Annotated in this window: 18 protein-coding genes; 10 read left to right on the top strand and 8 right to left on the bottom strand. The window is 40.5% G+C overall.

Annotation, left to right across the window (positions count from 1 at the left end):
• The first annotated feature begins 182 nt into the window (after positions 1-182).
• Both scpB and AB0756_RS33495 read left to right on the top strand, forming a co-directional pair.
• A complete protein-coding gene (scpB, locus tag AB0756_RS33490; protein ID WP_038074470.1) occupies positions 183-704 on the top strand; it encodes an SMC-Scp complex subunit ScpB in 522 nt (173 codons plus the stop codon).
• A gap of 107 nt (positions 705-811) precedes the next feature.
• On the top strand, positions 812-1,159 hold the full coding sequence (locus tag AB0756_RS33495) for a DUF760 domain-containing protein (RefSeq protein ID WP_017746814.1): 348 nt from the start codon (positions 812-814) through the stop codon (positions 1,157-1,159).
• 41 nt (positions 1,160-1,200) lie between these two features.
• Here the strand turns inward: AB0756_RS33495 and AB0756_RS33500 are convergent, their stop codons facing one another.
• Positions 1,201-2,403, bottom strand: coding sequence for an HhoA/HhoB/HtrA family serine endopeptidase (locus AB0756_RS33500; RefSeq protein WP_038074474.1), 1,203 nt, complete (start codon positions 2,401-2,403; stop codon positions 1,201-1,203).
• A 158-nt stretch (positions 2,404-2,561) separates the two neighbouring features.
• On the opposite strand from AB0756_RS33500, the gene AB0756_RS33505 reads away from it, so the two are divergent.
• The gene (locus AB0756_RS33505) at positions 2,562-3,440 is read left to right on the top strand and encodes a LysM peptidoglycan-binding domain-containing M23 family metallopeptidase (RefSeq protein WP_038074476.1); all 879 of its coding nucleotides are present in this window, start codon (positions 2,562-2,564) and stop codon (positions 3,438-3,440) included.
• Between the two features lie 123 nt (positions 3,441-3,563).
• Here the strand turns inward: AB0756_RS33505 and AB0756_RS33510 are convergent, their stop codons facing one another.
• Positions 3,564-4,589 (bottom strand): cysteine hydrolase family protein, encoded by a 1,026-nt coding sequence (locus AB0756_RS33510; protein ID WP_050045328.1) that lies wholly within the window; start codon positions 4,587-4,589, stop codon positions 3,564-3,566.
• A 414-nt stretch (positions 4,590-5,003) separates the two neighbouring features.
• On the opposite strand from AB0756_RS33510, the gene AB0756_RS33515 reads away from it, so the two are divergent.
• From AB0756_RS33515 to ctpC, 3 genes are all read left to right on the top strand, one after another.
• The gene (locus AB0756_RS33515) at positions 5,004-10,058 is read left to right on the top strand and encodes a diguanylate cyclase domain-containing protein (protein WP_167844726.1); all 5,055 of its coding nucleotides are present in this window, start codon (positions 5,004-5,006) and stop codon (positions 10,056-10,058) included.
• 162 nt (positions 10,059-10,220) lie between these two features.
• A complete protein-coding gene (ispG, locus tag AB0756_RS33520; RefSeq protein WP_038074479.1) occupies positions 10,221-11,447 on the top strand; it encodes a (E)-4-hydroxy-3-methylbut-2-enyl-diphosphate synthase in 1,227 nt (408 codons plus the stop codon).
• Between the two features lie 157 nt (positions 11,448-11,604).
• Complete coding sequence (ctpC, locus tag AB0756_RS33525; protein ID WP_038074480.1) at positions 11,605-12,888, top strand: carboxyl-terminal processing protease CtpC; 1,284 nt, start codon at positions 11,605-11,607, stop codon at positions 12,886-12,888.
• A 64-nt stretch (positions 12,889-12,952) separates the two neighbouring features.
• Here the strand turns inward: ctpC and AB0756_RS33530 are convergent, their stop codons facing one another.
• From AB0756_RS33530 to tnpA, 4 genes are all read right to left on the bottom strand, one after another.
• Complete coding sequence (locus tag AB0756_RS33530) at positions 12,953-13,144, bottom strand: hypothetical protein (protein WP_038074481.1); 192 nt, start codon at positions 13,142-13,144, stop codon at positions 12,953-12,955.
• A gap of 168 nt (positions 13,145-13,312) precedes the next feature.
• Positions 13,313-15,316 (bottom strand): hybrid sensor histidine kinase/response regulator, encoded by a 2,004-nt coding sequence (locus AB0756_RS33535; RefSeq protein WP_038074482.1) that lies wholly within the window; start codon positions 15,314-15,316, stop codon positions 13,313-13,315.
• 134 nt (positions 15,317-15,450) lie between these two features.
• Positions 15,451-15,663: a hypothetical protein gene (locus AB0756_RS33540; protein ID WP_137986132.1), complete on the bottom strand. Its 213-nt coding sequence runs from the start codon at positions 15,661-15,663 to the stop codon at positions 15,451-15,453.
• 344 nt (positions 15,664-16,007) lie between these two features.
• Positions 16,008-16,406, bottom strand: coding sequence for an IS200/IS605 family transposase (gene tnpA, locus AB0756_RS33545; RefSeq protein WP_038074483.1), 399 nt, complete (start codon positions 16,404-16,406; stop codon positions 16,008-16,010).
• An 83-nt stretch (positions 16,407-16,489) separates the two neighbouring features.
• Here tnpA and AB0756_RS33550 point away from each other — a divergent pair, with 83 nt between their 5' ends.
• Positions 16,490-17,983 carry an RNA-guided endonuclease InsQ/TnpB family protein gene (locus AB0756_RS33550; RefSeq protein WP_038072491.1) on the top strand — a complete coding sequence of 498 codons (1,494 nt, stop codon included), beginning with the start codon at positions 16,490-16,492 and terminating at the stop codon, positions 17,981-17,983.
• Between the two features lie 396 nt (positions 17,984-18,379).
• Here AB0756_RS33550 and AB0756_RS33555 read toward each other — a convergent pair whose 3' ends face one another.
• The gene (locus AB0756_RS33555) at positions 18,380-20,425 is read right to left on the bottom strand and encodes an elongation factor G (protein ID WP_038091331.1); all 2,046 of its coding nucleotides are present in this window, start codon (positions 20,423-20,425) and stop codon (positions 18,380-18,382) included.
• Positions 20,426-20,701: 276 nt separating this feature from the next.
• Between AB0756_RS33555 and AB0756_RS33560 the strand changes: the two genes are divergently transcribed.
• The 3 genes from AB0756_RS33560 (at position 20,702) to AB0756_RS33570 (ending at position 22,886) form a co-directional block, all read left to right on the top strand.
• Entirely contained in the window at positions 20,702-21,658 is a 957-nt protein-coding gene (locus AB0756_RS33560; RefSeq protein ID WP_050045324.1) for a tetratricopeptide repeat protein, read from the top strand.
• A gap of 306 nt (positions 21,659-21,964) precedes the next feature.
• Complete coding sequence (locus AB0756_RS33565; RefSeq protein WP_038087270.1) at positions 21,965-22,504, top strand: phosphate-starvation-inducible PsiE family protein; 540 nt, start codon at positions 21,965-21,967, stop codon at positions 22,502-22,504.
• A gap of 133 nt (positions 22,505-22,637) precedes the next feature.
• Positions 22,638-22,886, top strand: a complete 249-nt coding sequence (locus AB0756_RS33570) for a hypothetical protein (RefSeq protein WP_038087261.1) — start codon at positions 22,638-22,640, stop codon at positions 22,884-22,886.
• 423 nt (positions 22,887-23,309) lie between these two features.
• Here the strand turns inward: AB0756_RS33570 and AB0756_RS33575 are convergent, their stop codons facing one another.
• Positions 23,310-23,495, bottom strand: coding sequence for a hypothetical protein (locus AB0756_RS33575; protein ID WP_137986131.1), 186 nt, complete (start codon positions 23,493-23,495; stop codon positions 23,310-23,312).
• Positions 23,496-23,717: the final 222 nt, after the last annotated feature.

Here is a 23,717-nt window from a genome sequence, read left to right on the forward strand (position 1 = left end):
GTAAACTGAGATACAATATTTCGGGCTTAGTGAAAAAGTCTTGACTTGTGCTAAATATTATGGTAATTTCCCAAACACTTGTTGTTCGTCACGTGTACTTTGTCATTTGTCACTTGTCCGATGTAAATGACTGATGACCAATGACCAATGACCAATGACTAATGACTAACAAATATTGACCGATGAATGCAGCGACGAAAATAGAAGCAATTCTCTATTTAAAGGGTAAGCCCCTCTCTATCAGCGAACTTGCCGAGTATGCCGCCTGCGATCGCGCTACAGTAGAAGAAGGCATAATCGATCTCATTGACGAATATGCCCGACGAGATAGCGCCCTAGAAATCGTAGAAAGCCCAGATGGTTATAGTTTGCAACTGCGATCTGATTTTCACGATTTGGTGCAAACTCTCATTCCCGTAGAATTGGGAGTAGGGGCATTGCGGACTTTAGCGGCAATAGCCTTACACAGCCCAATCCTTCAAAGTGACTTGATAAATTTACGGGGTTCGGGCGCATATCAACAAGTTCAAGAACTGGTTGAACTCGGTTTTGTGAAAAAACGCCGAGATAGCGAGTCGCGCTCTTACTCCTTACAAGTGACTTCAAAATTTCACCAGTATTTTCAAATTGAGCAACTTCCCCAACCATTCTCTAACGGTCAAGAGCAAAGACAACTAGAGCTAGAACTGCAAGCAGAACCTTAAATAAATGGAGTTCTAACCTCAGAATGAATGCTAGTACTCCTGACAGAGGGCTGTCCTTTCTAGTATGGTTTAGAGTAGAATAAGCAACTCAGCTAAAAAATTTGCCAATGGTGTTTGATCCAAACTTTTTGAATGACTACCCTGAGGAACACCCCAGCCAACTTCTGAATGAGGGCTTAGAGGATAATCCCAATAAGTTGCTCAAGTATTTGCAGCATCAGCCGCCTGAAGTTTTAGCACGTGTCGCCCAGTCGGTCAGTCCTGAAATTAAACAAATCATTTCACAAAACGTCCAAGGGCTCGTTGGGATGTTACCATCCGAAAATTTCAACGTGCAAATTACAACAGACAGGGACAATCTGGCTGGGCTGTTAGCATCTGCGATGATGACTGGATATTTCCTCCGTCAAATGGAACAGAGGATGCAATTAGATCATTTATCGAACGGTCATTAGTCAGGTGGTTCGGTAACCCCTTGACCGATGACCGATAACTGCTAACGGGGATAAGTACCCAATTGTACTTTCAGAGTTTGATTCTTAGAGTCGCGGTTGACCTCTATTTCTAAAATGTCGCCGACAGCGCTCGATTCTACCTGTCTCTGTAACTGAGCGGCTGTTTTGACTGATTTGCCGTTGATCTTTTGAATCATATCCCCAGGGCGAAGCCCTCCCTTTTGTGCTGGAGAGTTTTCTACAATGCCCTTAATTGCAACACCGACGTTTTGTTTAATGTTTAAGTTGTACTCTTGATTGAGCTGCTGTTGTTTGGCGGGAGTTAAATCCACCATTTCAATTCCCAAGAAAGGATGTTGCACTCGTCCTTTTGTAAAAAGTTCATTCGCAATGCGAGCAGCAGTTTCGATGGGAATGGCAAAACCCAATCCTTGAGCGTCGGCGCGAATAGCAGTATTTACACCGATGACTTCCCCTTGAGAATTTAATAGAGGTCCACCTGAATTACCTGGGTTAATCGCCGCATCAGTTTGGATGAAGCTTACTCGCTTGTCAGGAACACCAACTTGAGCGCTGGTACGATCTGTGGCACTGATAATGCCAATGGTAACTGTATTATCTAACCCTAGAGGATTGCCAATAGCGATCGCCCATTGCCCTGGTATTAAATTTTGTGAATGACCTAATGTCACTGTGGGTAGCTCGTTTGCCGAAATTTTGACAACAGCTACATCTGTCACGCTATCAACGCCAATCACCTTCCCTTCATAAGTTCGACCGTCCTTGAGAGTGACTTGTACGGTATCTGTGTCTGAGACTACGTGAGCATTCGTTAGAATTCGTCCGTTCTTGCTCAAGATAAATCCAGACCCGGTACCCCGTTCTATTCGCTGGCTGGGGAATGGTTGTTCTTCCTCTCCAAAAAATCGCCGCAGGAGAGGATTTTTTAAAGCGTTTGAGATGGGGTTAGCAACTTTGCGAGTTGCATTAATTCGCACCACCGCAGGTCCAGTTCTTTGAACGGCAGATGCAATAAAATTCACGTTATCACCATTAGGAATCCCAACTTGTGTTCCAATAGGATTTGAAACAGAGGTCTCTGAGGGCAGAGAAACTGTAACATTTCTTAACTCACGAAATAAGCGATTTTGTGATGGGAGGTATAGACTACCTAGTAAGCCCGCAGCACCGCCAATACATAGTAGAGATAAATAAATAGTCAGTTGCTTTAAGGATAATTTCATAAATAGTTAGTAGTTAGTGGTTAGTGGTTGGGAATTCGTGGTTGGGAGTTAGTGGTTAGTGGTTGGAGGTGACTTACGAACAACTAACCCTAACCAACAACAACCTTTCACAAACTTTTGCCGTCTAAAATCTAGAGTTGAGTGCCTCCTTTATATACATGAATTTTCCTTATCGTCTACTGTTTTTCAGTACAATAATCGCTAACATTTTTGGAGCAGTGTATACACACTCAAACCCCTTGCTAGCTCAAACACAAGGGACAGGTTGCCAAACTCCAGCATTAGAACGCTTTAGACGGCACACCGTTGCTGTAGGTGAAACTTTGGCAAGTATAGCTCAACGCTACAATCTCACCCCAACAACTATTATTGCCATGAATCCTGCTCTACAAAACAGCAAGTTGACTGTTGGAAGTGAAATTCAAATTCCTCCCTATAACGGAATTGTAGTTGAAGTCCCTCGCGGGCAAACTTGGAGACAAATCGCACTCAAATATAAAATTCGTCCGGACGCACTTTTTGAGGTGAACGGTTGTCAGAAAAATCCCAAAGTTGTGTTTGTACCAGAGAAGCGATCGCCAGGTTCGGTTGTAACGGATAGTCCCAATTCCACTGCAACTCCAACTAAATTAGTTGGTTATCCACTACCAGCAGCTGCTAAAGTGCTAGTTTCTTATGGTTGGCAAACAAATCCTACCAATGGTGAAGTGTTCTTTCATAGTGGTATAGATTTGTCAGCAGAAACAGGAACTCCCGTACAAGCGATCGGTGATGGAACTGTTGCTTTTGCCAAAGAACAAGGTACTTATGGAAATTTGGTCATTATCAATCATGGTGGTGGGTTGCAAAGCCGTTACGCCCATCTTGATAGCATTAAGGTTTCTGTCGGTCAGCCCGTGAAAAAAGGAGATTTAGTGGGGACTGTAGGTACAACTGGAACGCCCACCATCAACCAATCTCACCTTCATTTTGAAGTCCGTTCCAGTTCTTCTTTGGGTTGGACGGCTCAAGATCCACGGGGGTATTTACAGCAATAAAAGCAGAAAGCCCACACGCTTCAGTAGTGGGATGAATGCGTAGCACCTTGTCTTTGTTCCCAGGCTTAGCTTGGGAATGTCTTCCTACACCTAAGTGCTTGAAGGTCAGGTATTTCAACCAAATTAAAAAGTAGCATCAGTTGATTTAATGCGATGCATTCCAGCAGCAGCAAATCGTTCAAATGCTGCGTCGGCTGCTTCGGTATAATCTACTATATTAGGAACGACAACAGGGGAAGTACAATCTTCCAGCAAGTAAACTTTTTTCGCTAGACTAGAATCTATTTGCTGAATTTCTGTTAATAAATCCGCAATCGTCCAAGCAACACAATGACTTTTAGCTTGACCGGCAATAACGATCGCATCAAATTTTAACAATTGCTGAACTAGGCGAGTATTTTTTTGAGCAATAGGACGTTTGTCAAAACCGTCTAAAACTTCCGGGCTTAAAACTGAGTAATTTTCTGTTAAAGGATTATTGCCTTTTAGTTCAAACTGGGTTTGGCTGTTACGAGCAATACAGTGGAAAAAAATTGCCTCTTCTACAGATGAAACTAAAGCATGACCGATACCACCTAACATGGAGTGATAAGACCAAACTGTTAGTGGATATTTACCACCTTGGCTTAACTGTTGAACGTAGTGATAGGCGTGTTTTTCCAGTAACTCATATTCGTATCCAAGGCTGTAAGCAACACTAGGGTTGACTTTCCAATTCCCTTTTTCTATATCGGCTGGAGTGATACTAGTAGCAGTGGGGATGGGATGTTCACCTGCTTGGTTAACCCAGAAAATGGGATGGAAAATTTGCATTGCTGTATGAGTATCTATAGTAGGTGCAATTGTTGCGATCGCACCTAAATTTCGATAAATAAACTCACACAAACGGATATTATCATCAATAGCTCCTCTACCGGATTTGCCTCCTACAAATAATTCAAAATCAGGCAGGCAAAAAGTATTTTGTACATCTATTAATAGTAGGCAAACACGATTTTTGTCTTCAGAAGCTGGTTGGATATTATGTTTTTTTGCCCAATCTCTAGCTTCTTCAGCACGTTGTTGGTAGGGAACTCGCCAAACTTCACCAACTTTTTGGGGATTAAAGTGAGATGGAATTGGAAATTGGGTTGATGTTGAGGTGCTCATGATAAATTTAGATTTTTGTTTTTTTATCACCTGAATTGTCAAGCTATTTTATAATGCGTGCTAAATACAACTACACTCCTTTAACTTAGTTCTTTACTCTTTTACATGAGACTGAAACACAGATTAACTGAAAAATTTATTATTACGGATTTTACTAACTATATCTCTAAAAAATGCTTACTTAATAAAGCTCAATACTAACGCAGTGACAACGCAGGTGTCGAGAAGCTATACTCACAAAGTCTCGTATCATAATTTTACTATTAAATCAATATACAGAATTGTAAAAAAACAAAATATAGATTCAGTTGTAGAAATTAAACTGAAATGGATGAAGTACGCTAGATTTCCAACTTCTTAAAGCAGTCAGAGATCTCAGCAAACTTAATTTTTCTTAAAAAATCAATTTGTATTATGGTTAAACTACCAGGGTTTCAAGTGTTAGCCCAAATATATGAAAGTAGTAATTCTCTAGTTTACCGTGGTATCCGAGAAGCAGATCGTCAACCTGCGATCTTAAAACTGCTGAAAGAAGACTATCCAACCCCTGCAGAACTGGTGCGCTACCGACAGGAATATGAAATCACTCGCTATTTGAATTTAGAGGGAGTGATTAAGTCTTACGACTTACAAAAGTATCAAAACACCTTAATCATATTATTAGAAGATTTTGGTGGTGACTCTTTAGATAAACTATTAGGAAAAAGCTTACTAACTGTCGAGGAATTTCTCAAATTAAGTATAAGAATTAGTGAAATTTTGGAGAAAATTCATCAAAGCAATATTATTCACAAAGATATTAATCCATCGAATATTGTTTTTAATTTTAAAACAGGAGAATTAAAAATAATAGATTTTGGCTTGTCTACTATCTTAACACGTGATAGCGCTGATATTCAAAATACCAATGCTTTAGAAGGAACCTTAGCTTATATTTCTCCCGAACAAACAGGTAGAATGAATCGTGCAATTGATTACCGAAGCGATTTTTATTCCTTAGGTGCTACCTTTTATGAAATGCTAACCAATCAATTGCCTTTTCCAACTGAGGATGCAATGGAATTGGTACATTGCCATATTGCCAAACAACCAGTACCAGTCCATGTTGTAAATCCACAAGTTCCTGTTGTAGTCTCAAACATTATTATGAGGCTCATGGCAAAAACAGCAGAAGAAAGATACCAAAGTGCTTATGGTATTCAAGCTGATTTAGAAGTTTGCCTCCATCAATTACAACATCAACAGAATATAATTGATTTTGATTTATGCAGTCAGGATATTTCCGATAAATTTCAAATCTCCCAAAAATTATATGGGAGAGAAGAACAAATCAAGACTTTATTAACCGCTTTTGAGCGAGTTAGCCTGGGGCAAAAAGAATTTATGCTAGTTTCCGGTTACTCTGGGATTGGAAAATCAGCATTAGTACAAGAAATTTACAAACCAATAACTAAGTATAAAGGTTATTTTATTTCTGGAAAATTTGACCAACTTCATGGCAATATTCCTTATAGTTCTGTGGTTAATGCATTCACTCAATTAGTCAGAAAATTGCTTGCAGAAACTGAGACCCAATTACAACAGTGGCGAGATAAACTCCTTAGAAGTCTGGGGAGTAATGCACGGGTCATTGTTGATGTGATTCCGGAAATTGAACTCATTATTGGTGAACAACCTGCATTGCCAGAATTAGCTCCTACAGAAGCTCAAAACCGCTTTCATTTGGTTTTTCAAAATTTTTTAGGAGTGTTTTGTCAAAAAGAACATCCCTTGGTAATTTTTTTAGATGATTTACAGTGGGCAGATTTAGCTACTTTAAAATTAATCCAGTCAATGATGACAGATAAAGAGAATAAATATCTGTTTTTAATTGGAGCGTATCGGGACAATGAAGTCAGTACAACTCATCCTTTAATAAGGACTTTATCAGAAATACAAACCGCTGAAGTCTGTGTAAGTTCTGTCTTTTTGTCACCTTTAGATTTAAATCATATCAATCAATTAATTGCTGAAACGCTCAACATGGCTTGTGAGAAGACAAAGCCCTTAGCAGAATTAGTACTGGAAAAAACTCAAGGTAATCCTTTCTTTCTAAATGAGTTTCTCAAATCTCTATACACAGAAGGGCTGTTATATTTTAATTTTTCAGTACGGAAGTGGCAATGGGATATTCAGCAAATTCGAGCGAGAGATATTACTGGTAATGTCGTGGAACTGATGGCTAACAAAATTCAAAAACTACCAGAAAACACACAAAAAATTTTAAAATTAGCTGCTTGTATTGGCAACTATTTCGATTTAAATACTTTGTCAATAGCAGATAAAAATTTAACAAAAGAAACGGGGCAACATCTACGATCGGCGATAGAAGATGGTTTAGTTATACCCCTGAATTATGATTATAAATTTCTGCAAATAGACTGTAGCTTAGATAACTTAAGCATTGCTTGCAGATTTGTACACGATCGCGTCCAACAAGCTGCCTATTCTCTCATTTCAGATAATGATAAGCCATACATTCATCTACAAATCGGGCAAGTGCTACTTAATAATACACCATTAAAACAGCAAGAAGAGAAAATTTTTGATATTGTGAATCAATTGAATTTAGGTAGCAAGTTGTTAGATAATCAAGAACAACGAGATGAATTAGCAAAATTCAATTTAATAGCCGGTCAGAAAGCAAAAGCATCAGCTGCTTTTCAGGCTGCGTTTACTTATTTGACATATGGCTTAGAACTATTAGCACCAGATAGATGGCAAAAACAGTACAAAATGACATTAGATTTGTACGCAGAAGCCGCAGAAACTGCTTACTTAAGCGGTCATTTTGAGGAAATGGAAGAATTAAGTGCTACCGTGCTGCAATATGCTGAAGTTTTATTGGATAAAGTCAAAGCTTATGAAGTTAAAATCGCCGCTTACACAGCACAAGGGAAGCTAATAGAAGCGATCGATATTGGTATAACTATTCTCAACCTCCTAGGAATGCGCTTACCAAGAAAAGCTACTCAAGTTCATATTATGTTTTCTTTATTGGAAACAAAATTTGTTTTGCTGGGTAAACGAGTAGAGGATTTAATTGATTTGCCACCCATGACGGCTTCTGACAAGAAAGCTGCTATTTCTATTTTTTGCAAACTTTTTGCTACTGCTTATATTGCAGCCTCAAATTTATTAATAATTTTTATTTTAAAAGCAATTATTTTATTAGTAAAATATGGCAATGTTGAAATATCCGCTTATATATATGCTTGTTACGGTACCATTCTATGTGGAGCTTTAGGAGACATTGATACAGGGTATCGTTTTGGTGAATTATCTTTAAAATTGTTGGATTTATATAATGCCCGTCAGGTTAAATCGAGTGTATTCTTATCTGTTTATAGTTTTATTAAACCTTGGCGAGAACACGGTAAGCGTTCATTAGAACCTTTAAAGGAGGGCTATATTAGCGGGATAGAGAATGGAAATTTTGAATATGCTGCTTATTGCGCTAAAATGTACTCCAATTATTGCTGTTTTCTCGGTCAAGAATTAGCTGTCACTGAACGAGAAATTTACTACTATACTAATGCTATTAAAAAATACAAGCAAGAACGGAGCGTTGATAATATCAATATTCAACGACAAATGGCTTTAAATCTACTAGGTCAGTCTGAAAATCCCTGCTATTTAATCGGTGAAAGTTACAATGAATTAGAAAGTCTGGCTTTAGCTATTGAAGCAAGAGACTATAGCAAAGCCTTTGATGTCTTTAGCCATAAGTTAGTATTGAATTACTTGTTCGGAGAATACGAACAAGCTATAAACAGTGCCATGATGGCAGAAAAATATTTAGAGGGAGGATTGGGAGCACTAGCTGTTCCTACAATCTATTTTTATGATTCTTTAGCTCGATTGGCTGTTTATCCTTATAGGGATAAAAAACAAAAACATCTTTTGCATCAAAGGATCAAAGCCAATTATAAAAAATTGCAAAAATGGGCGAAATATGCGCCAATGAATATTTTACATAAGTTATCTTTACTAGAAGCAGAATGGCACAGAGTGCAAGGTCAAGACTGCAAGGCAATGAACTCTTACGAACAAGCTATTACCTTAGCTAGAAAAAATGAATATCTTAATGAAGAAGCACTTTGTTATGAATTAGCAGCTAAGTTTTACCTTACACAAGGCAAAGAAAAAATCGCTCAAGTTTATATGCAGGATGCTCGTTACTGCTATTTATGCTGGGGTGCATTGGCAAAAGTTCAAGATTTAGATAACCACTATTTAGATTTATTGAAAAAACCGTTTTGGGACAGGCGATCGCAAAGCTATGAACTGAGAGTATCTACACCACGAGCCATTTCAGAAAGAAATCATTCCTCCAGCCTGGATTTGGCTACAATTATGAAAGCATCTCAAACTCTTTCTGAAGAAATTGTTTTGGAGAAATTATTGGCTAAGTTGATGCAGACTGTCATCAAAAATGCCGGAGCGCAAAAAGGATTGTTAATTTTGGAAAATCAAGTTCATTGGCTAGTTCAAGTTGTAGAGAACTTAGATTGCACTCCAGTTGTCTTGCAGTCAATTGCACTAGAAAATTGCGGAATCATTCCTCTATCTATTATTAATTATGTCAATCGTACTAAAGAAAATATAGTTTTACACGACGCAACTTGTGAAGGTCAATTTACTTCAGATCCTTATATAAATAACTATAAACCGCAATCCGTTTTATGTGCTCCACTCATTCATCAAGGCAGACTGACGAGTATAGTTTATTTGGAAAATAATCTCACCCCTGGTGCTTTTACTTCCGAACGATTGGAAATTGTTAAATTGCTCTGTTCCCAAGCCGCTATTTCTATCGAAAATGCCCAACTCTATGCAGAAAAAGAGAAATACGCATATACCCTAGAACACAAAGTGGCAGAACGGACACGTGAATTGGAAAAAGCCAATCAAGAGTTGCAGCGCCTCGCTTTATTAGATGGTTTAACTCAAGTTGCTAACCGCCGCCGCTTTAATGAATGCTTATCTCAAGAATGGAATCGCCTGTCAAGGGAAAAACAACCTTTGTCTTTGATTTTGTGCGATGTAGATTACTTCAAACGTTATAACGATTTCTACGGACATCAAAAAGGCGATGAATGTTTGCAACAAGTGGCAAAAGCTATGACTTATGCTGTCAGGCGTCCCGCCGATCTCGTAGCGCGTTACGGTGGGGAAGAGTTTGCAGTCATTCTTCCCAACACCGATCTTGAGGGTGCTCTCAAAGTTGCTGAAGCGCTAAGGATAGAAATTCAAAATCTCAAAATACCTCACGCCCAGTCAGAAGTAAGCCCTTGCGTTAGTTTAAGCCTGGGAGTCACCTGCATGATTCCAGCACCGACATTTTCTCTAGAAGAATTGATAGCTAAAGCTGATGAAGCCCTTTATGCTGCTAAACAGCGAGGAAGAAATTGTGCTTGTGCGAAATAGCGCCTCCAAGAAACTGGATTTTTTAAGAGCTTGGGGGACTCAAGAACCCCAAGAAATTTTTTCTCCAAATCCATCACAAAATTTGCCCCTCCTATGGCAATCTGAGAAGCAGAGTCTTTTTAAATTTGATACCCTCGCTACAAAAATCACTTCTATTAACTTATGCAAACCTTGCCAATACTTACAGAGTCCAACACAGTTCCGAGTCAACCCACCTTTGATACCACGATAAAACGGCGCAAAACCCGCCCTGTAAAAGTTGGCAATGTCACCATTGGCGGTGGTCACCCAGTTGTCGTGCAGTCAATGATTAACGAAGATACTCTAGATATAGATGGTTCTGTGGCTGCGATTCGTCGCCTGCATGAAATTGGCTGTGAAATCGTGCGCGTAACTGTCCCGAGCATAGCTCACGCTAAAGCGCTGTCTGAGATTAAACAAAAGTTAATCAAAACATACCAAGATGTACCGATTGTTGCGGACGTACATCATAATGGGATGAAGATTGCCCTGGAAGTTGCCCAACATATAGAGAAGGTACGCATTAATCCAGGTTTGTATGTTTTTGAAAAACCAAACCCCAACAGAACCGAGTACACCCCTACGGAATTTGACGAAATCGGAGAAAAAATCCGTGAAACTCTAGCACCACTGGTAATTTCTCTCCGCGATCAAAACAAAGCCATGAGAATTGGGGTGAATCACGGTTCTTTGGCTGAGAGAATGTTGTTTACCTATGGCGATACTCCTGAAGGTATGGTGCAATCAGCCATAGAATTTATACGCATTTGTGAATCTTTAGATTTTCATAACATTGTTATTTCCATGAAAGCCTCACGCGTACCAGTCATGGTAGCCGCTTACCGTCTCATGGCAAAGCGGATGGATGAACTGGGTATGGATTACCCCCTTCATTTAGGTGTCACGGAAGCAGGAGATGGGGAATACGGACGCATTAAATCGACAGCTGGCATTGCGACACTTTTAGCTGATGGTATTGGCGATACAATTCGTGTATCCCTCACAGAAGCACCAGAAAAAGAAATTCCTGTCTGCTATAGTATTTTGCAAGCTCTGGGATTGCGGAAGACTATGGTGGAGTACGTCGCTTGTCCTTCTTGCGGGCGTACACTGTTTAATTTGGAAGAAGTGCTCCATCAAGTGCGGGAAGCAACCAAACATCTCACCGGGTTAGACATAGCAGTTATGGGCTGTATTGTCAATGGACCCGGAGAAATGGCTGATGCTGACTACGGTTATGTCGGTAAAACACCCGGTTATATTTCTCTCTATAGAGGGAGAGAAGAAATCAAGAAAGTTCCTGAAGATAAAGGAGTAGAAGAATTGATTAACTTAATAAAGGCTGATGGACGCTGGGTAGATCCTTAAAGTTTTCAACAATTTTTGTACTGGCGATCGCCTCGGTCGCCGGATTGCAAAGGATTTTTCTGAAATAAACAATTATGTTCACTCTGTACAGAGGAACCCTGTGTTAGATTGAGCATACTGAAATATACAAAATTTTCCGTCTGGCGCAGCTGTCATTATGGTGATTACAAGAAGTGGGCTTGTTTTGGGAGCTACGGCGGTGACATTAGCTACAATCGCAGTCACTAGCCTCGGCATTCACTCGCAGGGACAGGCTTTATTTAAAGAAAGTCCAAAAGAATTAGTAGATGAAGTTTGGCAAATTATTCAACGCCAATATGTAGACGGTACGTTCAATCAGGTAGATTGGCAAGCTGTTCGTAAGGAGTACTTAAACAAGTCATATACCAATAAGCAAGAAGCTTACAAGTCCATCCGGGAAATGCTCAAGAAGCTCGACGATCCATACACCCGGTTTATGGACCCAGAGGAATTCAAAAATATGCAGGTGGATACCTCTGGAGAACTGACAGGTATTGGTATCCAAATTGGTATGGATGAGAAAACCAAAAAACTGACTGTCATTGCTCCAATTGAAGATACACCAGCAGCTAAAGCAGGTATCTTAGCAAAAGACATTATTACCAAAATTAACGGCAAAAGTACAGAGGGCATGGATACCAATGAAGCCGTATCCTTGATCCGAGGCGAACCGGGAACAGCCGTCAATCTAACAGTTCTGCGGAATAACCAGCCAAAAGAGTTTAAAATTACACGGGCGAAAATTGAAATCCATCCTGTAGAAGCGAGTACTAAACAAACACCAGTGGGTAATGTTGGTTATATCCGTCTGAAGCAGTTCAGCGCCAACGCCGCTAAAGAAATGCAACAAGCAATCAGGACTTTAGAAAACAAACAAGTCGCTGGATATATTCTAGATTTGCGGAATAATCCTGGTGGTTTGCTCTTCTCAAGCGTAGAAATTGCTCGCATGTGGTTGAATAATGGCACAATCGTCTCTACTAAAGACCGCTATGCAGAAGTAGAACGAGAAACGGCTAACGGACGTGCTTTAACTAACAAACCATTGGTGATTTTGGTAGACAAAGGTTCAGCGAGTGCAAGTGAAATTCTTTCAGGCGCTTTGCAAGATAACAAGCGTGCTGTACTAGTTGGTAGTCAAACCTTTGGTAAAGGCTTGGTACAATCCGTTCGTCCTCTTGATGATGGCTCGGGAATTGCTGTCACGATCGCCAAGTATTTTACCCCCAGTGGAAAGGATATTAATAAGGCGGGGATTCATCCAGACGTAGTCGTGGATTTAAATGATAAACAGCGACAGGACTTGTGGCTTGGCGAACGTGAAAAAGTAGCAACTCTACAAGACCCTCAGTTTGCTAAAGCTGTGGAAGTGTTAGGTAAAGAAATTGCTCAGAAAGGGAATCCTCGAGCAGGAACGTGAGAATTATGAATTATGAATTATGAATTATGAAGTTTTCTCATTCATAATTCATAATTCATAATTTCTAGACTGGTTGACATTTCCCCGCTCGAATAAGTCCTACGCGACGAGCGATCGCTTCTCCTTGAGATTCAAACGGTCCCCATCGTTCGATAATTTCTAACTTGTTTTCTTCATTGGCTTGGCTACTGGGGAGTATTTCGCAATGACCCTCAGTACGCTTGACTATATACCAAGTCTGTGTATCTTGACTCATACTGGCTGGGAAAATTAGGTCAAATGAAAAATTATCCGGTCATTTTGTTCTTGCTTAAATTATCCCATCTTGTGGTTCTTTGCATCGTATCCGCAGATAAAACAAGGATGGGCAGTATACAAAGTACCACAAGAAGTCAATTTTGAGACATTTTTATTGGGAAGTCTTCTATTGCTGGTTGTGAGCTAACGGGAGCTTAATGATGAAAGTTGCTCCTTGTCCAATACCGGGACTCGAGACTTGTATTGTTCCATTGTGTAACTCTATTAAATGACGGGCGATCGCTAACCCCAACCCCAAACCATCTCTGTAACGAGCGCCTTTGGCTTGTTGGTAGCGCTCGAACACGTAAGGGAGAAAATCCTCACTAATACCGCAACCCGTATCGCTTATTGTAATATGAGCGAAACTATCAACCCGCTCCAATTGCATTTTTATTCTGCCTCCATTAGGAGTAAATTTAATAGCATTAGAAAGTAAATTGCCTAAAACTTGCTGTAAGCGCTTGGGATCGCCTGAAATAGTCTCAATGGAATTGTCAAGTATTGATTCCAAACATAAAGTTTTATCGTAAGCGAGGGGGTAAGCAGTTTCCAGGGCGGCTTGAATGACATCCACCAAATTGACTTCACTCACTTGAAGTTTCAATTGCCCTTGAATAATACGCGTGATATCCTGCAAATCTTCGAGCAATTTTTCTTGAAACTTAGCACTCTGCTCGATAGATTCCAACCCACGCGCAAACGCAGCTTCATCTAACTTCAGATTACGCAACAGATGAGTCCAACCCAAAATGCCATTTAAGGGAGTTCGTAAGTCGTGCGTTACCATTGCCACAAACTCATCTTTTGCACGGTTAGCGGCTTCAGCCTGCTCGAGAAGTGTCGCTTGTTGGATAGCAATTCCTACCTGAGTTGCCAATTGCTTTAGTAAATCAATTTCAAATTGATGCCACTGTCGGGGCGCTTCACAGTGATGGGCAATCAGCAACCCCCACAATTGCTCTTTTTGAAGCACGGGAACGACCAAGTTAGCCCTAACTTGAAACCGCGCTAGTAGCTCTACATGACACGGGTCAATTCCTGAGTTATAGATATCCGTTTTTGCAACCACCAGTCCCAGACGATAGGGTTCGACCCAGCTATCTCGAAAACAGGGATCGAAAATGTTAGTTGATACAATTGAAGGCCAGTTGGAACTGACAGATTCCATAACTACAGTACCACTACCGTCAGGTTCCAAACGAAAAAGAAGCACGCGATCGGTTTGAAGAAACTGGCGCACTTCATCGACAGTTGTCTTGAAAATTTCTTCAAGCTTGAGAGATTGGCGAATGTGTTGGGCAATCTTTGTGACGAGTTGTTCCCTTAACAACTGCTGTTTCAGCGCAACTTCTGCCCGTTTGTGTCTGGTAATATCAAGTGCTGTACCTAAAATCTGCTGCACCGAACCTTGAGAATTCCTTTTAAATACAGTTTCTTGACTGCAAAACCATCGCCATTCCCCGTTGGCATGGCGCATTCGATACTCAAATTCTACAATCTTGCCATCTTCAACTAAGTCAAAATCTTGAAAGTGTTTGGAGACTCGAAGCAAATCCTCAGGGTGCATCAACTCCTCAAGCACTCTGGCTCCCATGGCTTGAAGTTGTTGGGGCGTGTAACCAAGAACTTCAGTCGTTTGACGATTGATATAAATATTGTTCTGTTCCACAATATCTTGAATATATAAAATACCAGGAGTTGTATTCGTAATCTCTTGAAGCAACTTCTGGCTTTCCCGTAACCGGGTATATTCCATAGCATCATTTAAGGCAAACAGTAAATCCTTCGCAGTCATTTGCTCCTTTACCAAATAATTCCACACACCCCTGTTCATCGCTTGAATAACAATCGATGCATTTCCCCGTCCAGCAAGCACGATCGCTGGTGGAACGTTTCCTTGTGTCTGTTGTTTGAGTTGTGCTAAAAATTCCAGCCCGTTCATGTCAGGCAACATATAGTTGACTAAGATGGTATCGGGATTGAACTGCTGACACAACATCAATCCTCCTGTTCCTGATTCTTCTTCCAAAATCTTGTAGCCGCAATCACGGTCTTGTAGCAAATAACGACGATAAACCTCCCTATCTTCCGCACAATCATCAATAATCAAAACTGTTCTTTGTTCCATAATTGTAGTTTTTGTTACTTTCTTACCTAATTACGCAAATGGAACGCTGCTATAATTACTACCATAAAGTACTCTACAGATTTAAGCACCAGAAATTGTTTGTTTTCCAATCCTTTCCCCAAACTTTCTGAATGTTAAACTTTTACCAATAATTTTACTTTCTTCAACAAACTGGCAAATAACTTCAAAAGCTGACAAATTAGGAAAATTTTGCCATGAGCCAAACGAGAAGCTCCATGTTCGTCAGGTTCTTCTAGAATTGCCTCAAACTGTTGCCAGTTCATATTATGAAATAGCATTCTCTTTTCTGGCAGAACACTTAATTGTCGTAATTGAAGCGTTACCATTAATACACTGTAAAATTTAAGATTAAAGTTAGGATCGGCTAGTACAAGCTTATCTTAGCAGTTAAAAAAGGTTCTGCTATATACTGAAATAGGTTATAACAATAGTTATTCTTTATGAGAGTAACAGGGATCTTTCAAAAGCCGTATGTGGAGATGGAGAGAAAATGGCGACTAGATTAAAGAAAGCCCAGTATCTCTAGACTTGGTCGTTTATGCTCTTTTAAATGAAACCTCACCTGAAGGTTATAGTTCAAAGCTTTCCAGTTTTTACACCGAATTATCCGCGCCGAGGTAGCCCCTAAATTCTATTTATGGGGGCTAGGCGCGGGCGACTTTAGTCGCAGTCAAGTTTCTTTTTGGTTTTGAATATACATTTTGATACTGTCTAAAGTCGCACCTCCTACAGTGGATACAAAGTACGAATTAGTCCATAACGAGGGCAGTCGGCTTTTTAATTCTGGAAATTCCAAACGCAAATATCTAGATGTTGCCCCTTTAAATCTCTTCACTACTCGGTGTACTCCAAACTGAGGGTCAACATCTATCAATAAATGCACATGGTCGGGCATTATCTCCATTTCTAATATTTCAACTTTAATGTCAATAACTATTTGAGCGAGTAATTCTTTAAGTCTGGATGCAACAGCATTAACCAGCACTTTCCGCCTGTACTTGGGGCAGAAAATCACATGATATTTGCACGAGTAAACAATATTATTGCTTGATTTAAATTTTTCAGTCATTTTCCGAAATAGTAGTTTACTATATTGTATCTATATGATAGAGTAAAGATAACTAATAAACAACGCTCGGGAGGTGATTTAATTTGGCAGTAAGAACATCTAGTTTCGTTACAGAAATACCATTGATAACGACATCTAAAGACTTGAGCGTTCTCGCAGCCAGATTAGAGGCAGGGCGACAGTTGTATAATGCTGTTTTATCTGAAGGTTTAGCCAGACTAGAATTAGTACGTAATTCTGAAATATATCAACAAGCTAAACTCATCCCAAAATCCAACAAAAAAGAACGTTCCACAGCGTTTCAAAAAGCTCGTGAAGCTTACAGGTTTAGCGATTACGATTTACAAGCTTTCGCTAATAAAACAGCCATTGCAAGTATTTGGATTAAATCGCACCTTGATGCTAATACTATTCAGAAGATAGCTACCAGAGCATTTAAGGCTGTAGAGCGAATGATGTACGGGTTAGCTAAAAAGGTTCGGTTTAAGCAGAAAGGACAGTTTGCTTCATTAGAAGGTAAAACCAATAAACAGGGTATTCGTTGGACTGGTAACGCTGTTGAATGGTCTACATTGAAGTTAAAAGCCATCATTACTAACGACCCTGTAATATTGCATGGTTTATCATCAAAGATTAAATATGTTCGCTTAGTGCGTCGCATTCTTAATCAAAAAAATTATTGGTTTGCTCAATTAGTTTGTGAGGGACTACCTTATCAAAAGCCTAAAAATATTATTAGTGATGGTACTATTGGTATTGACTTAGGCGTTTCAACTGTTGCAATTGTTGGGGACAAAAAAACTATCTGGACTTCTTTTGCAGACGAACTAGAATCAAAGCAAAAGAAGATTAGAAAGTTACAGCGCAAAATGGATAGGCAACGCCGCGCCAATAATCCTAATAATTTCAACAGTAACGGTACTGTCAAGAAAGGTTCAAAACGTTGGCATAAATCAAACAGATATAAAAAGAAGAATAACAAAAAACGTGAAACAGAACGTAAACAAGCAGCGCATCGTCAGTCTTTACATGGTAGGTTAGTCAACCAAACTTTAGCCATCGGTAAACATATCAAAATCGAGAAGGTATCCGTCAAGGCATGGCAGAAAAATTATGGTAAATCCATAGGGTTTAAATCCCCATCAAGCTTTCAATCAGAACTAGTACGCAAAGCTGAGAATGCTGGTGGAACAGTTCTAATGTTTTCGACAAGGTATACCGCACTTTCTCAAACTTGTTTGTGTGGTAACAAACAGAAAAAATCATTATCGCAACGTGTTCATCATTGCTCAGTCTGTGGGTTAACGATGCAACGTGATATTTTATCTGCTTACCTGAGTCGTCACGTTGACCCAAAAACAGAAACTTTGTCAATCCAATCAGCCAGAGATAGCTGGCTAGGGATGGAGAAATCCCTACTGGACGGTTGGCAAGATGGGTCAAATCAACGTGCGAGAACTGCGACTAGTTCAAAGTCACCTATTAGCAATAATGGGTCAGAGCGCGTGTTCAGTAACCTAATAGCTTGCGAGGAGTCGGAACCTTTGAGGGTAAACGAAACTCGCGTAGTGAGTTAGAACCCCCTGCATTTATGCATGGGGTATCTCAGGAACGCGGACTTAATAAAAAGTCCACGTAGGTGGACTTTGTTTGTATAGCCCCAGAATTCTATTCTGAGGGCATTTTGCCAAAACGAGATGCTCTCCTTCAAATTTATCAATAACGAAGTTTTTTATCGGAAGTGTCTTGACATAAATGCAATACTGTTCAATGAATTGGAGAAAATAATCTTTAGATTTATTAGATATATTAAAGACGCGCCATGGCGCGTCTCTATAAAAGCTGTTACCAGGCACTTTTGTCCTCTTCAAAGAGCGTTGCCTGTTTATTGACTAATCTTTGAAAAAAATAAGGAGACGCAGAAATTTTTCTATTCTATCTGCGTCCATTTGCATGAAGGGTGCGGTCAGATATTATTTACCATTTCCTCCATGACCATTACTATTTGTAAGAATGCGCTCGGCTAACTTATCAGGAACCTCCTGAAGATGGTCAAACTCCCAATGAAAAGAACCAACACCAAGAGTCAGCGATCGCAATTCCACAATAAAGTTTTGCATCTCAGCCTGCGGTAAGTATGCCACCACACTATCCCAACCGTGCCAATTGCTAATCCCCTCATAGCCCAAAATCTGACCCCGTCTACCAGTCACGAGTTGCAAGACTTTAGCAGTAAATTCATTAGGAGTCTTAACCTCCACACGAACAATAGGTTCTAAGAGAGTCGGTTCGCACTTAGGTATTCCTGTTTGCATAGCAAGACGAGCCGCTTGCTTAAACGCTTGTTCGGAACTATCAACAGTATGATAAGAACCATTTGTCAAAGTCACTGATACATCCACCATAGGGAAACCCAAAGGACCGTGTGATAAAAACTCACGTACCCCAATTTCCACGCCAGGGATATATTGTTTGGGAACAACACCACCAACAATGGTTTCCTTAAAGTTAAAACCTTCGCCCCGTGCTAGTGGTTGGATATCCAGATAAACATCCCCAAACTGTCCGTGACCGCCACTTTGGTGTTTGTAGCGACCGTGTACCGATGTAGCAGGTTTGCGGATTGTTTCTTTGTAAGGCACTTGCGGTAAGTGCGTGGTCATCGGTAAATTATACTTACGGCGCAACCGATCTAAGGCAACTTGCAAATGAATTTCGCCTTGACCCCAAAGAATAACTTCATGGGTATCGCCATGCTGTTCCCAAGCTAGAGAACAATCTTCTTCTAAAAGTTTAGTAATTGCACTGCTCAGCTTTACTTCATCATTGCGCTTTTCAGGAGTAATAGCGAGGGCATAAACTGGTTCGAGGAGATCGGCTCTAGGTAATGCTGTTACGGATTGCGATTCGCAAGAAATAGTATCGCCCGTCTTAATACCCTCCAAACGGCTGATAGCTATAATCTCACCTGCACTAGCTTCATTTACCTGCACCTGCTGTTGTCCCATAAGGCGATAAAGACCACCAGCACGAACGCCATTCAGTACGATTCCGTCAGTTAATTTACCCTGCCAAACCCGTGTTAAGGATATTTTACCGCCTTGGGGAGTGTAGTAAGTTTTGAGAACCTGCGCTATGGGAGACTGACTCGATTGACCCTTTAAGCGACGTTCTGCTGTAACTTCCGGTTCGGGGGCTTCCTTAACTAAAGCTTGTAAAAGCGGGCGCACGCCATAATCTTGTTCTGCAACGCCAAAGAAAACGGGAACGACTAAATCTGCTCCTAATTCCAGTTTTAGGTCTTTGAGTATTTCTTCTTGAGGCGGTTCGATGTCTTCTAAAAGTTCTTCTAGTAAATGGTCATCAAAATTGGCTAGGGCTTCGAGCATTTCTGCTCGTGCAATATGTTCTTCCTCTTTCAGTTCTTCCGGGAATGGAATGGGGTCTGCTGGAGCACCGGGATGGTATTTGTACGCTTCTTCACTTACTAAATCAATAAAGCCAATCAGTTCTTCCCCCTGCATGATGGGATATTGATGTGCTACTAGGGGACGACTGGAAACGGCTTTAAGAGAGTGTAGCGTGTCTAGAACGTTAATATTTGCCCGATCCATTTTGTTAACAAAGACGATATGGGGAATTTCCCAATCGTCAAGAAATTTAAACAGTGGTGCAAGAGTTAAGACTCGGTCTGTGATGGGTTCGCAAACAACAATTGCTGCATCTACTCCCATTAAAGCGTTGTAAGTTTCTTGAGCAAATTCTACACTTCCAGGACAGTCTACAAATGTGAAACGAATATCGCTATACTCAGTGCAAGCAGTGCTAACTTCCACACTCATTTGCCGATCGCGTGATTCAGCAGCACTATCTCCTACAGTGTTGCCATCCTTAACGCTGCCCTTGCGCGAAATTGCCCCTGTCACAAACAACAAACTTTCCAGCAACGTAGTTTTTCCACTTAAATATGGACCAACAATTGCCACATTCCGCGAACCCGATTTGACTTTTTCGTTCATAAATCCTCCCTAGCAGCTAATGGTTTCTAGCCGCGTTATTCTAAGTAATTAAGGGTTCAAAAGTCGTTTCTTCAAAAGATTATGCGGTCTTTAATTTGAGATTATCTCCTCTTTAAGAGGCTTGGATTAAAATCGTATTCTCTTGTAATCTTTTACAGAATAAAAGTTAAGTGTTACAAACAATAATGTATTAAATTAAACTTATATGAATCAAGCTGTTTGAAGACCAAAAATTGTAAAGTAAATGTAACAAAAGTGTTGAGAAAAAGAAACATTATGTGGGTATTATTCTATAGATATCGTCTTCCTGCGCTAGTAAGTTTTATGCTAGTCGTTGAAAGCCTTGTCTCCCCCTCTCCTTCCCGCTCCATCCCCCCATCCCCCCATCCCCCTCTCCCCCTACTCGCACAATACGTTGACAGTGGTGCTACAGAGTATTTAGACCAAGGATTGCAGGCGATAAAAGTGGGGAGAGTTGCAGATGCGATCGCATTATTTCGCAAAGCCACCGAACTCGATCCTAATTTAGCTCCAGCACACTACAACTTGGGGCTAGCACTGCGACAAGTAGGACAATTACAACCTGCAGCAGATTCATTTTACAAAGCCACACAAGCAGACCCCAAATTTGCTTTAGCTTACGCCAACTTAGGTGGATCGCTTTTAGAAGGATACAATCTGCAACAAGCAGGAGATTACTTGCGACGGGCTATAGAAATCGATCCCAAACTGGGGATAGCACACTACAACTTAGGATTGGTGTACGAGCAACAGAGAAATTGGGAAAAAGCCATACCATCCTTTAGAAAAGCAATGGAATATAGTCCCAATGCACCCGAACCAGCTTACCATTTAGGGCTGTGCTACTTACAACAAGGTAAAACAGATAAGGCAAAAGAAGTGTTTCGCAAAGCAGTTAAAATTAACCCCAAATATTCAGAAGCTCATTACAATCTTGGAACGATTTTATTTAGTCAAAGTAAGTTTAAAGATGCATTAGAAGCATTTAGAAAAGCAGCTGAAGGAAACTCAAACTATGCAAATGCTTATTATGGAGCGGGGTTAGCCTTTATACAATTAAGACAATACCCCGATGCAGTCAAAGTCTTGCAATATGCCAGAGATTTATACAAGTCTCAAGGAAATTCACAGTGGGCAAACCAAACATCACAATTGTTGCAACAAACACAAAATTTAAACAATCCGCAAAATTTTAATTATCAACCGCGCTAAGTGGAAAGAATAAAGTGTAAAGTATAAAGGATGAAGTAAAGTTCTCAAAGTAGAGATTTGGGAACAGCAACAATTATGGATCGCTACAAATGCTGTCTCATCAAAAGTGTAGATTTTAGATTTTGAGTTGGGAAAATCTTGTTCGGGCTTAACATCAACTAAAAATCAGTCTAATTTTCGTTTCCAATTTGTATCGTTCAAGAACAAAATCAGGGGCTTATATCCGTAAAGATGAAGAATGAAGGAGAAATTTTTCATCCTTTGTTTTTCATCCTTTATCCTTTCTCCAAGTAGTATGTCATGCTCATGAAAAAGCGCCTCAAGAGCCAGTTCTTATTCTCCAATCGCTGGATTGACCGACAGTGGATAGTTCGCAATATGGAAGCTTTCCAAGATCTAATTGTGATTGTCCTGTGTTTGGGTTTATTTGCCGTTATGCTCGTTCAGTTATGGGGAATAGCGATCGCCCTCACGCAGTCAATTGATTATAAACACGTAACAGCCAAAATACTGTTCATCTTGATTTTGGTTGAGTTGTTCCGATTGCTCATGGTTTATTTGCAAGAGCATAGTATTTCAGTTGGAGTTGCAGTAGAAGTTACAATCGTGTCTTTACTGCGAGAAGTTGTCGTTCATGGTGCATTGGAAATTTCTTGGATTCAAGCTGCAGCTATTTGTTGTTTATTGCTAATTTTAGGCGGACTTTTGGTAGTGTGCGCTAAAACACCGCATATGGATTGCATGAGTGCTAACACTAAGGTGTGTCCTATTAAACATTACGAGGATAAGCACCACGACGGTGAATTTCATTCACGACGGTATGAGGAAATTGCTAAAATTCAGTAACCAGTAGTTAGTGACCAGCCATTGGTCACTCTTCACTTGGTCACTCTTCACTAATAGGTATTCTTGTAGACAGATGAAGACCTTCCTTGAGGCAAGTAGAAGGGAAGAAGAAACCGAAAGGAGGGCAAATCTCATGGTTCAAACAGCAGGAAACAATAGTCAAACCCAGAGTCCCGTAAGCAACCTAGAATACGACTTTCTCACCGTTTTGCAAAACAAAGCCGAAGCCATCAAGGCTTATGATGCTTACATTAACGATGCAAAGCAAGCAGGTTCTCAGCCTTGTGTAGAACTATTCCAGAAGTTGCGTCAGGCTGATGTCGAGCACGCACAAGAAATCCGCCATCACCTTCAGCAAGTGATGCAGAACGGTAAGATGTAATACCAAATCCGCTTCTCTAACCCCTTTTAGCCCTAGCGATGTTCGTAATCGCGACTATACAAACGAAGTCCCTCCGGGTTCGCCAGTCGCCTACGGCGGGAAACCCGCCTGCAGCGCTGGACTCACCGCCTACGCGGACTAAATCATAAGAGGGGTTTAAAACGCGGATTTAGTATAAGCTATTGCGCTCTGAATTTACACAGTAGGGTGGGCGAGGACGCCTACCTCATCAAATAGAAAATGTTCTGAGTGTGTACTTGATTGATGGGTTATGCATCACAAATTTTGCCCATAAAAGCAACCCACTCGCAGCTTTTGCAATCTCGTTCCCAGGCTCCGCCTGGGAATGCATTTTTAGAGGCTTCGCCTCAATACTGCTCGGTTTAGCGTGGAAATACGAAAATAGGTAGGTTGGGGAGCCACTCACGTGCGGAGAGAAGTTGCGGCTTGGGGGTTTCCCCCAATAGCAAACTTCGGAGGGTTCCCCCCGTTGAGTGACGTGGCGTTTGAGGAACGAAACCCAACATTTACAGGCATTTGTTGAGTTTCTCGACGGCGATCCAAAGCCAGAAAAATTCTCAGCCCTTGTAGTATTGGGCTCCGCCTCATTGATATCTTTAGTAGAGATATCAAGTGTCACAGCAATTTTCTTTGAGCTTGTAGAAATAAATTTTACTTAAAGAGACGCAGAGGATGCAGAGGGAGAAGTGTTTCTAGAATTGCCATAAGTAGGTCAGTATTAAAAATTATCGTCATGACAAGGCAGATGGCAGAGGGCAGATGGCAGAAGGGAAGAGGTTTTTAGGCAACTTTACTTTTCGTTACATACTT

This window comes from Tolypothrix campylonemoides VB511288_2 (assembly GCF_045999855.1).
Classification (GTDB): Bacteria; Cyanobacteriota; Cyanobacteriia; order Cyanobacteriales; family Nostocaceae; genus Scytonema; species Scytonema bouteillei_A.

Bases quoted from the DNA above. Each gene is read 5' to 3' on its own strand.
- scpB (WP_038074470.1), top strand. From the start codon at position 183: ATGAATGCAGCGACGAAAATAGAAGCAATTCTCTATTTAAAGGGTAAG.
- AB0756_RS33495 (WP_017746814.1), top strand. From the start codon at position 812: ATGGTGTTTGATCCAAACTTTTTGAATGACTACCCTGAGGAACACCCC.
- AB0756_RS33500 (WP_038074474.1), bottom strand. From the start codon at position 2,403: ATGAAATTATCCTTAAAGCAACTGACTATTTATTTATCTCTACTATGT.
- AB0756_RS33505 (WP_038074476.1), top strand. From the start codon at position 2,562: ATGAATTTTCCTTATCGTCTACTGTTTTTCAGTACAATAATCGCTAAC.
- AB0756_RS33510 (WP_050045328.1), bottom strand. From the start codon at position 4,589: ATGAGCACCTCAACATCAACCCAATTTCCAATTCCATCTCACTTTAAT.
- AB0756_RS33515 (WP_167844726.1), top strand. From the start codon at position 5,004: ATGGTTAAACTACCAGGGTTTCAAGTGTTAGCCCAAATATATGAAAGT.
- ispG (WP_038074479.1), top strand. From the start codon at position 10,221: ATGCAAACCTTGCCAATACTTACAGAGTCCAACACAGTTCCGAGTCAA.
- ctpC (WP_038074480.1), top strand. From the start codon at position 11,605: ATGGTGATTACAAGAAGTGGGCTTGTTTTGGGAGCTACGGCGGTGACA.
- AB0756_RS33530 (WP_038074481.1), bottom strand. From the start codon at position 13,144: ATGAGTCAAGATACACAGACTTGGTATATAGTCAAGCGTACTGAGGGT.
- AB0756_RS33535 (WP_038074482.1), bottom strand. From the start codon at position 15,316: ATGGAACAAAGAACAGTTTTGATTATTGATGATTGTGCGGAAGATAGG.
- AB0756_RS33540 (WP_137986132.1), bottom strand. From the start codon at position 15,663: ATGGTAACGCTTCAATTACGACAATTAAGTGTTCTGCCAGAAAAGAGA.
- tnpA (WP_038074483.1), bottom strand. From the start codon at position 16,406: ATGACTGAAAAATTTAAATCAAGCAATAATATTGTTTACTCGTGCAAA.
- AB0756_RS33555 (WP_038091331.1), bottom strand. From the start codon at position 20,425: ATGAACGAAAAAGTCAAATCGGGTTCGCGGAATGTGGCAATTGTTGGT.
- AB0756_RS33560 (WP_050045324.1), top strand. From the start codon at position 20,702: ATGTGGGTATTATTCTATAGATATCGTCTTCCTGCGCTAGTAAGTTTT.
- AB0756_RS33565 (WP_038087270.1), top strand. From the start codon at position 21,965: ATGAAAAAGCGCCTCAAGAGCCAGTTCTTATTCTCCAATCGCTGGATT.
- AB0756_RS33570 (WP_038087261.1), top strand. From the start codon at position 22,638: ATGGTTCAAACAGCAGGAAACAATAGTCAAACCCAGAGTCCCGTAAGC.
- AB0756_RS33575 (WP_137986131.1), bottom strand. From the start codon at position 23,495: ATGAGGCGGAGCCCAATACTACAAGGGCTGAGAATTTTTCTGGCTTTG.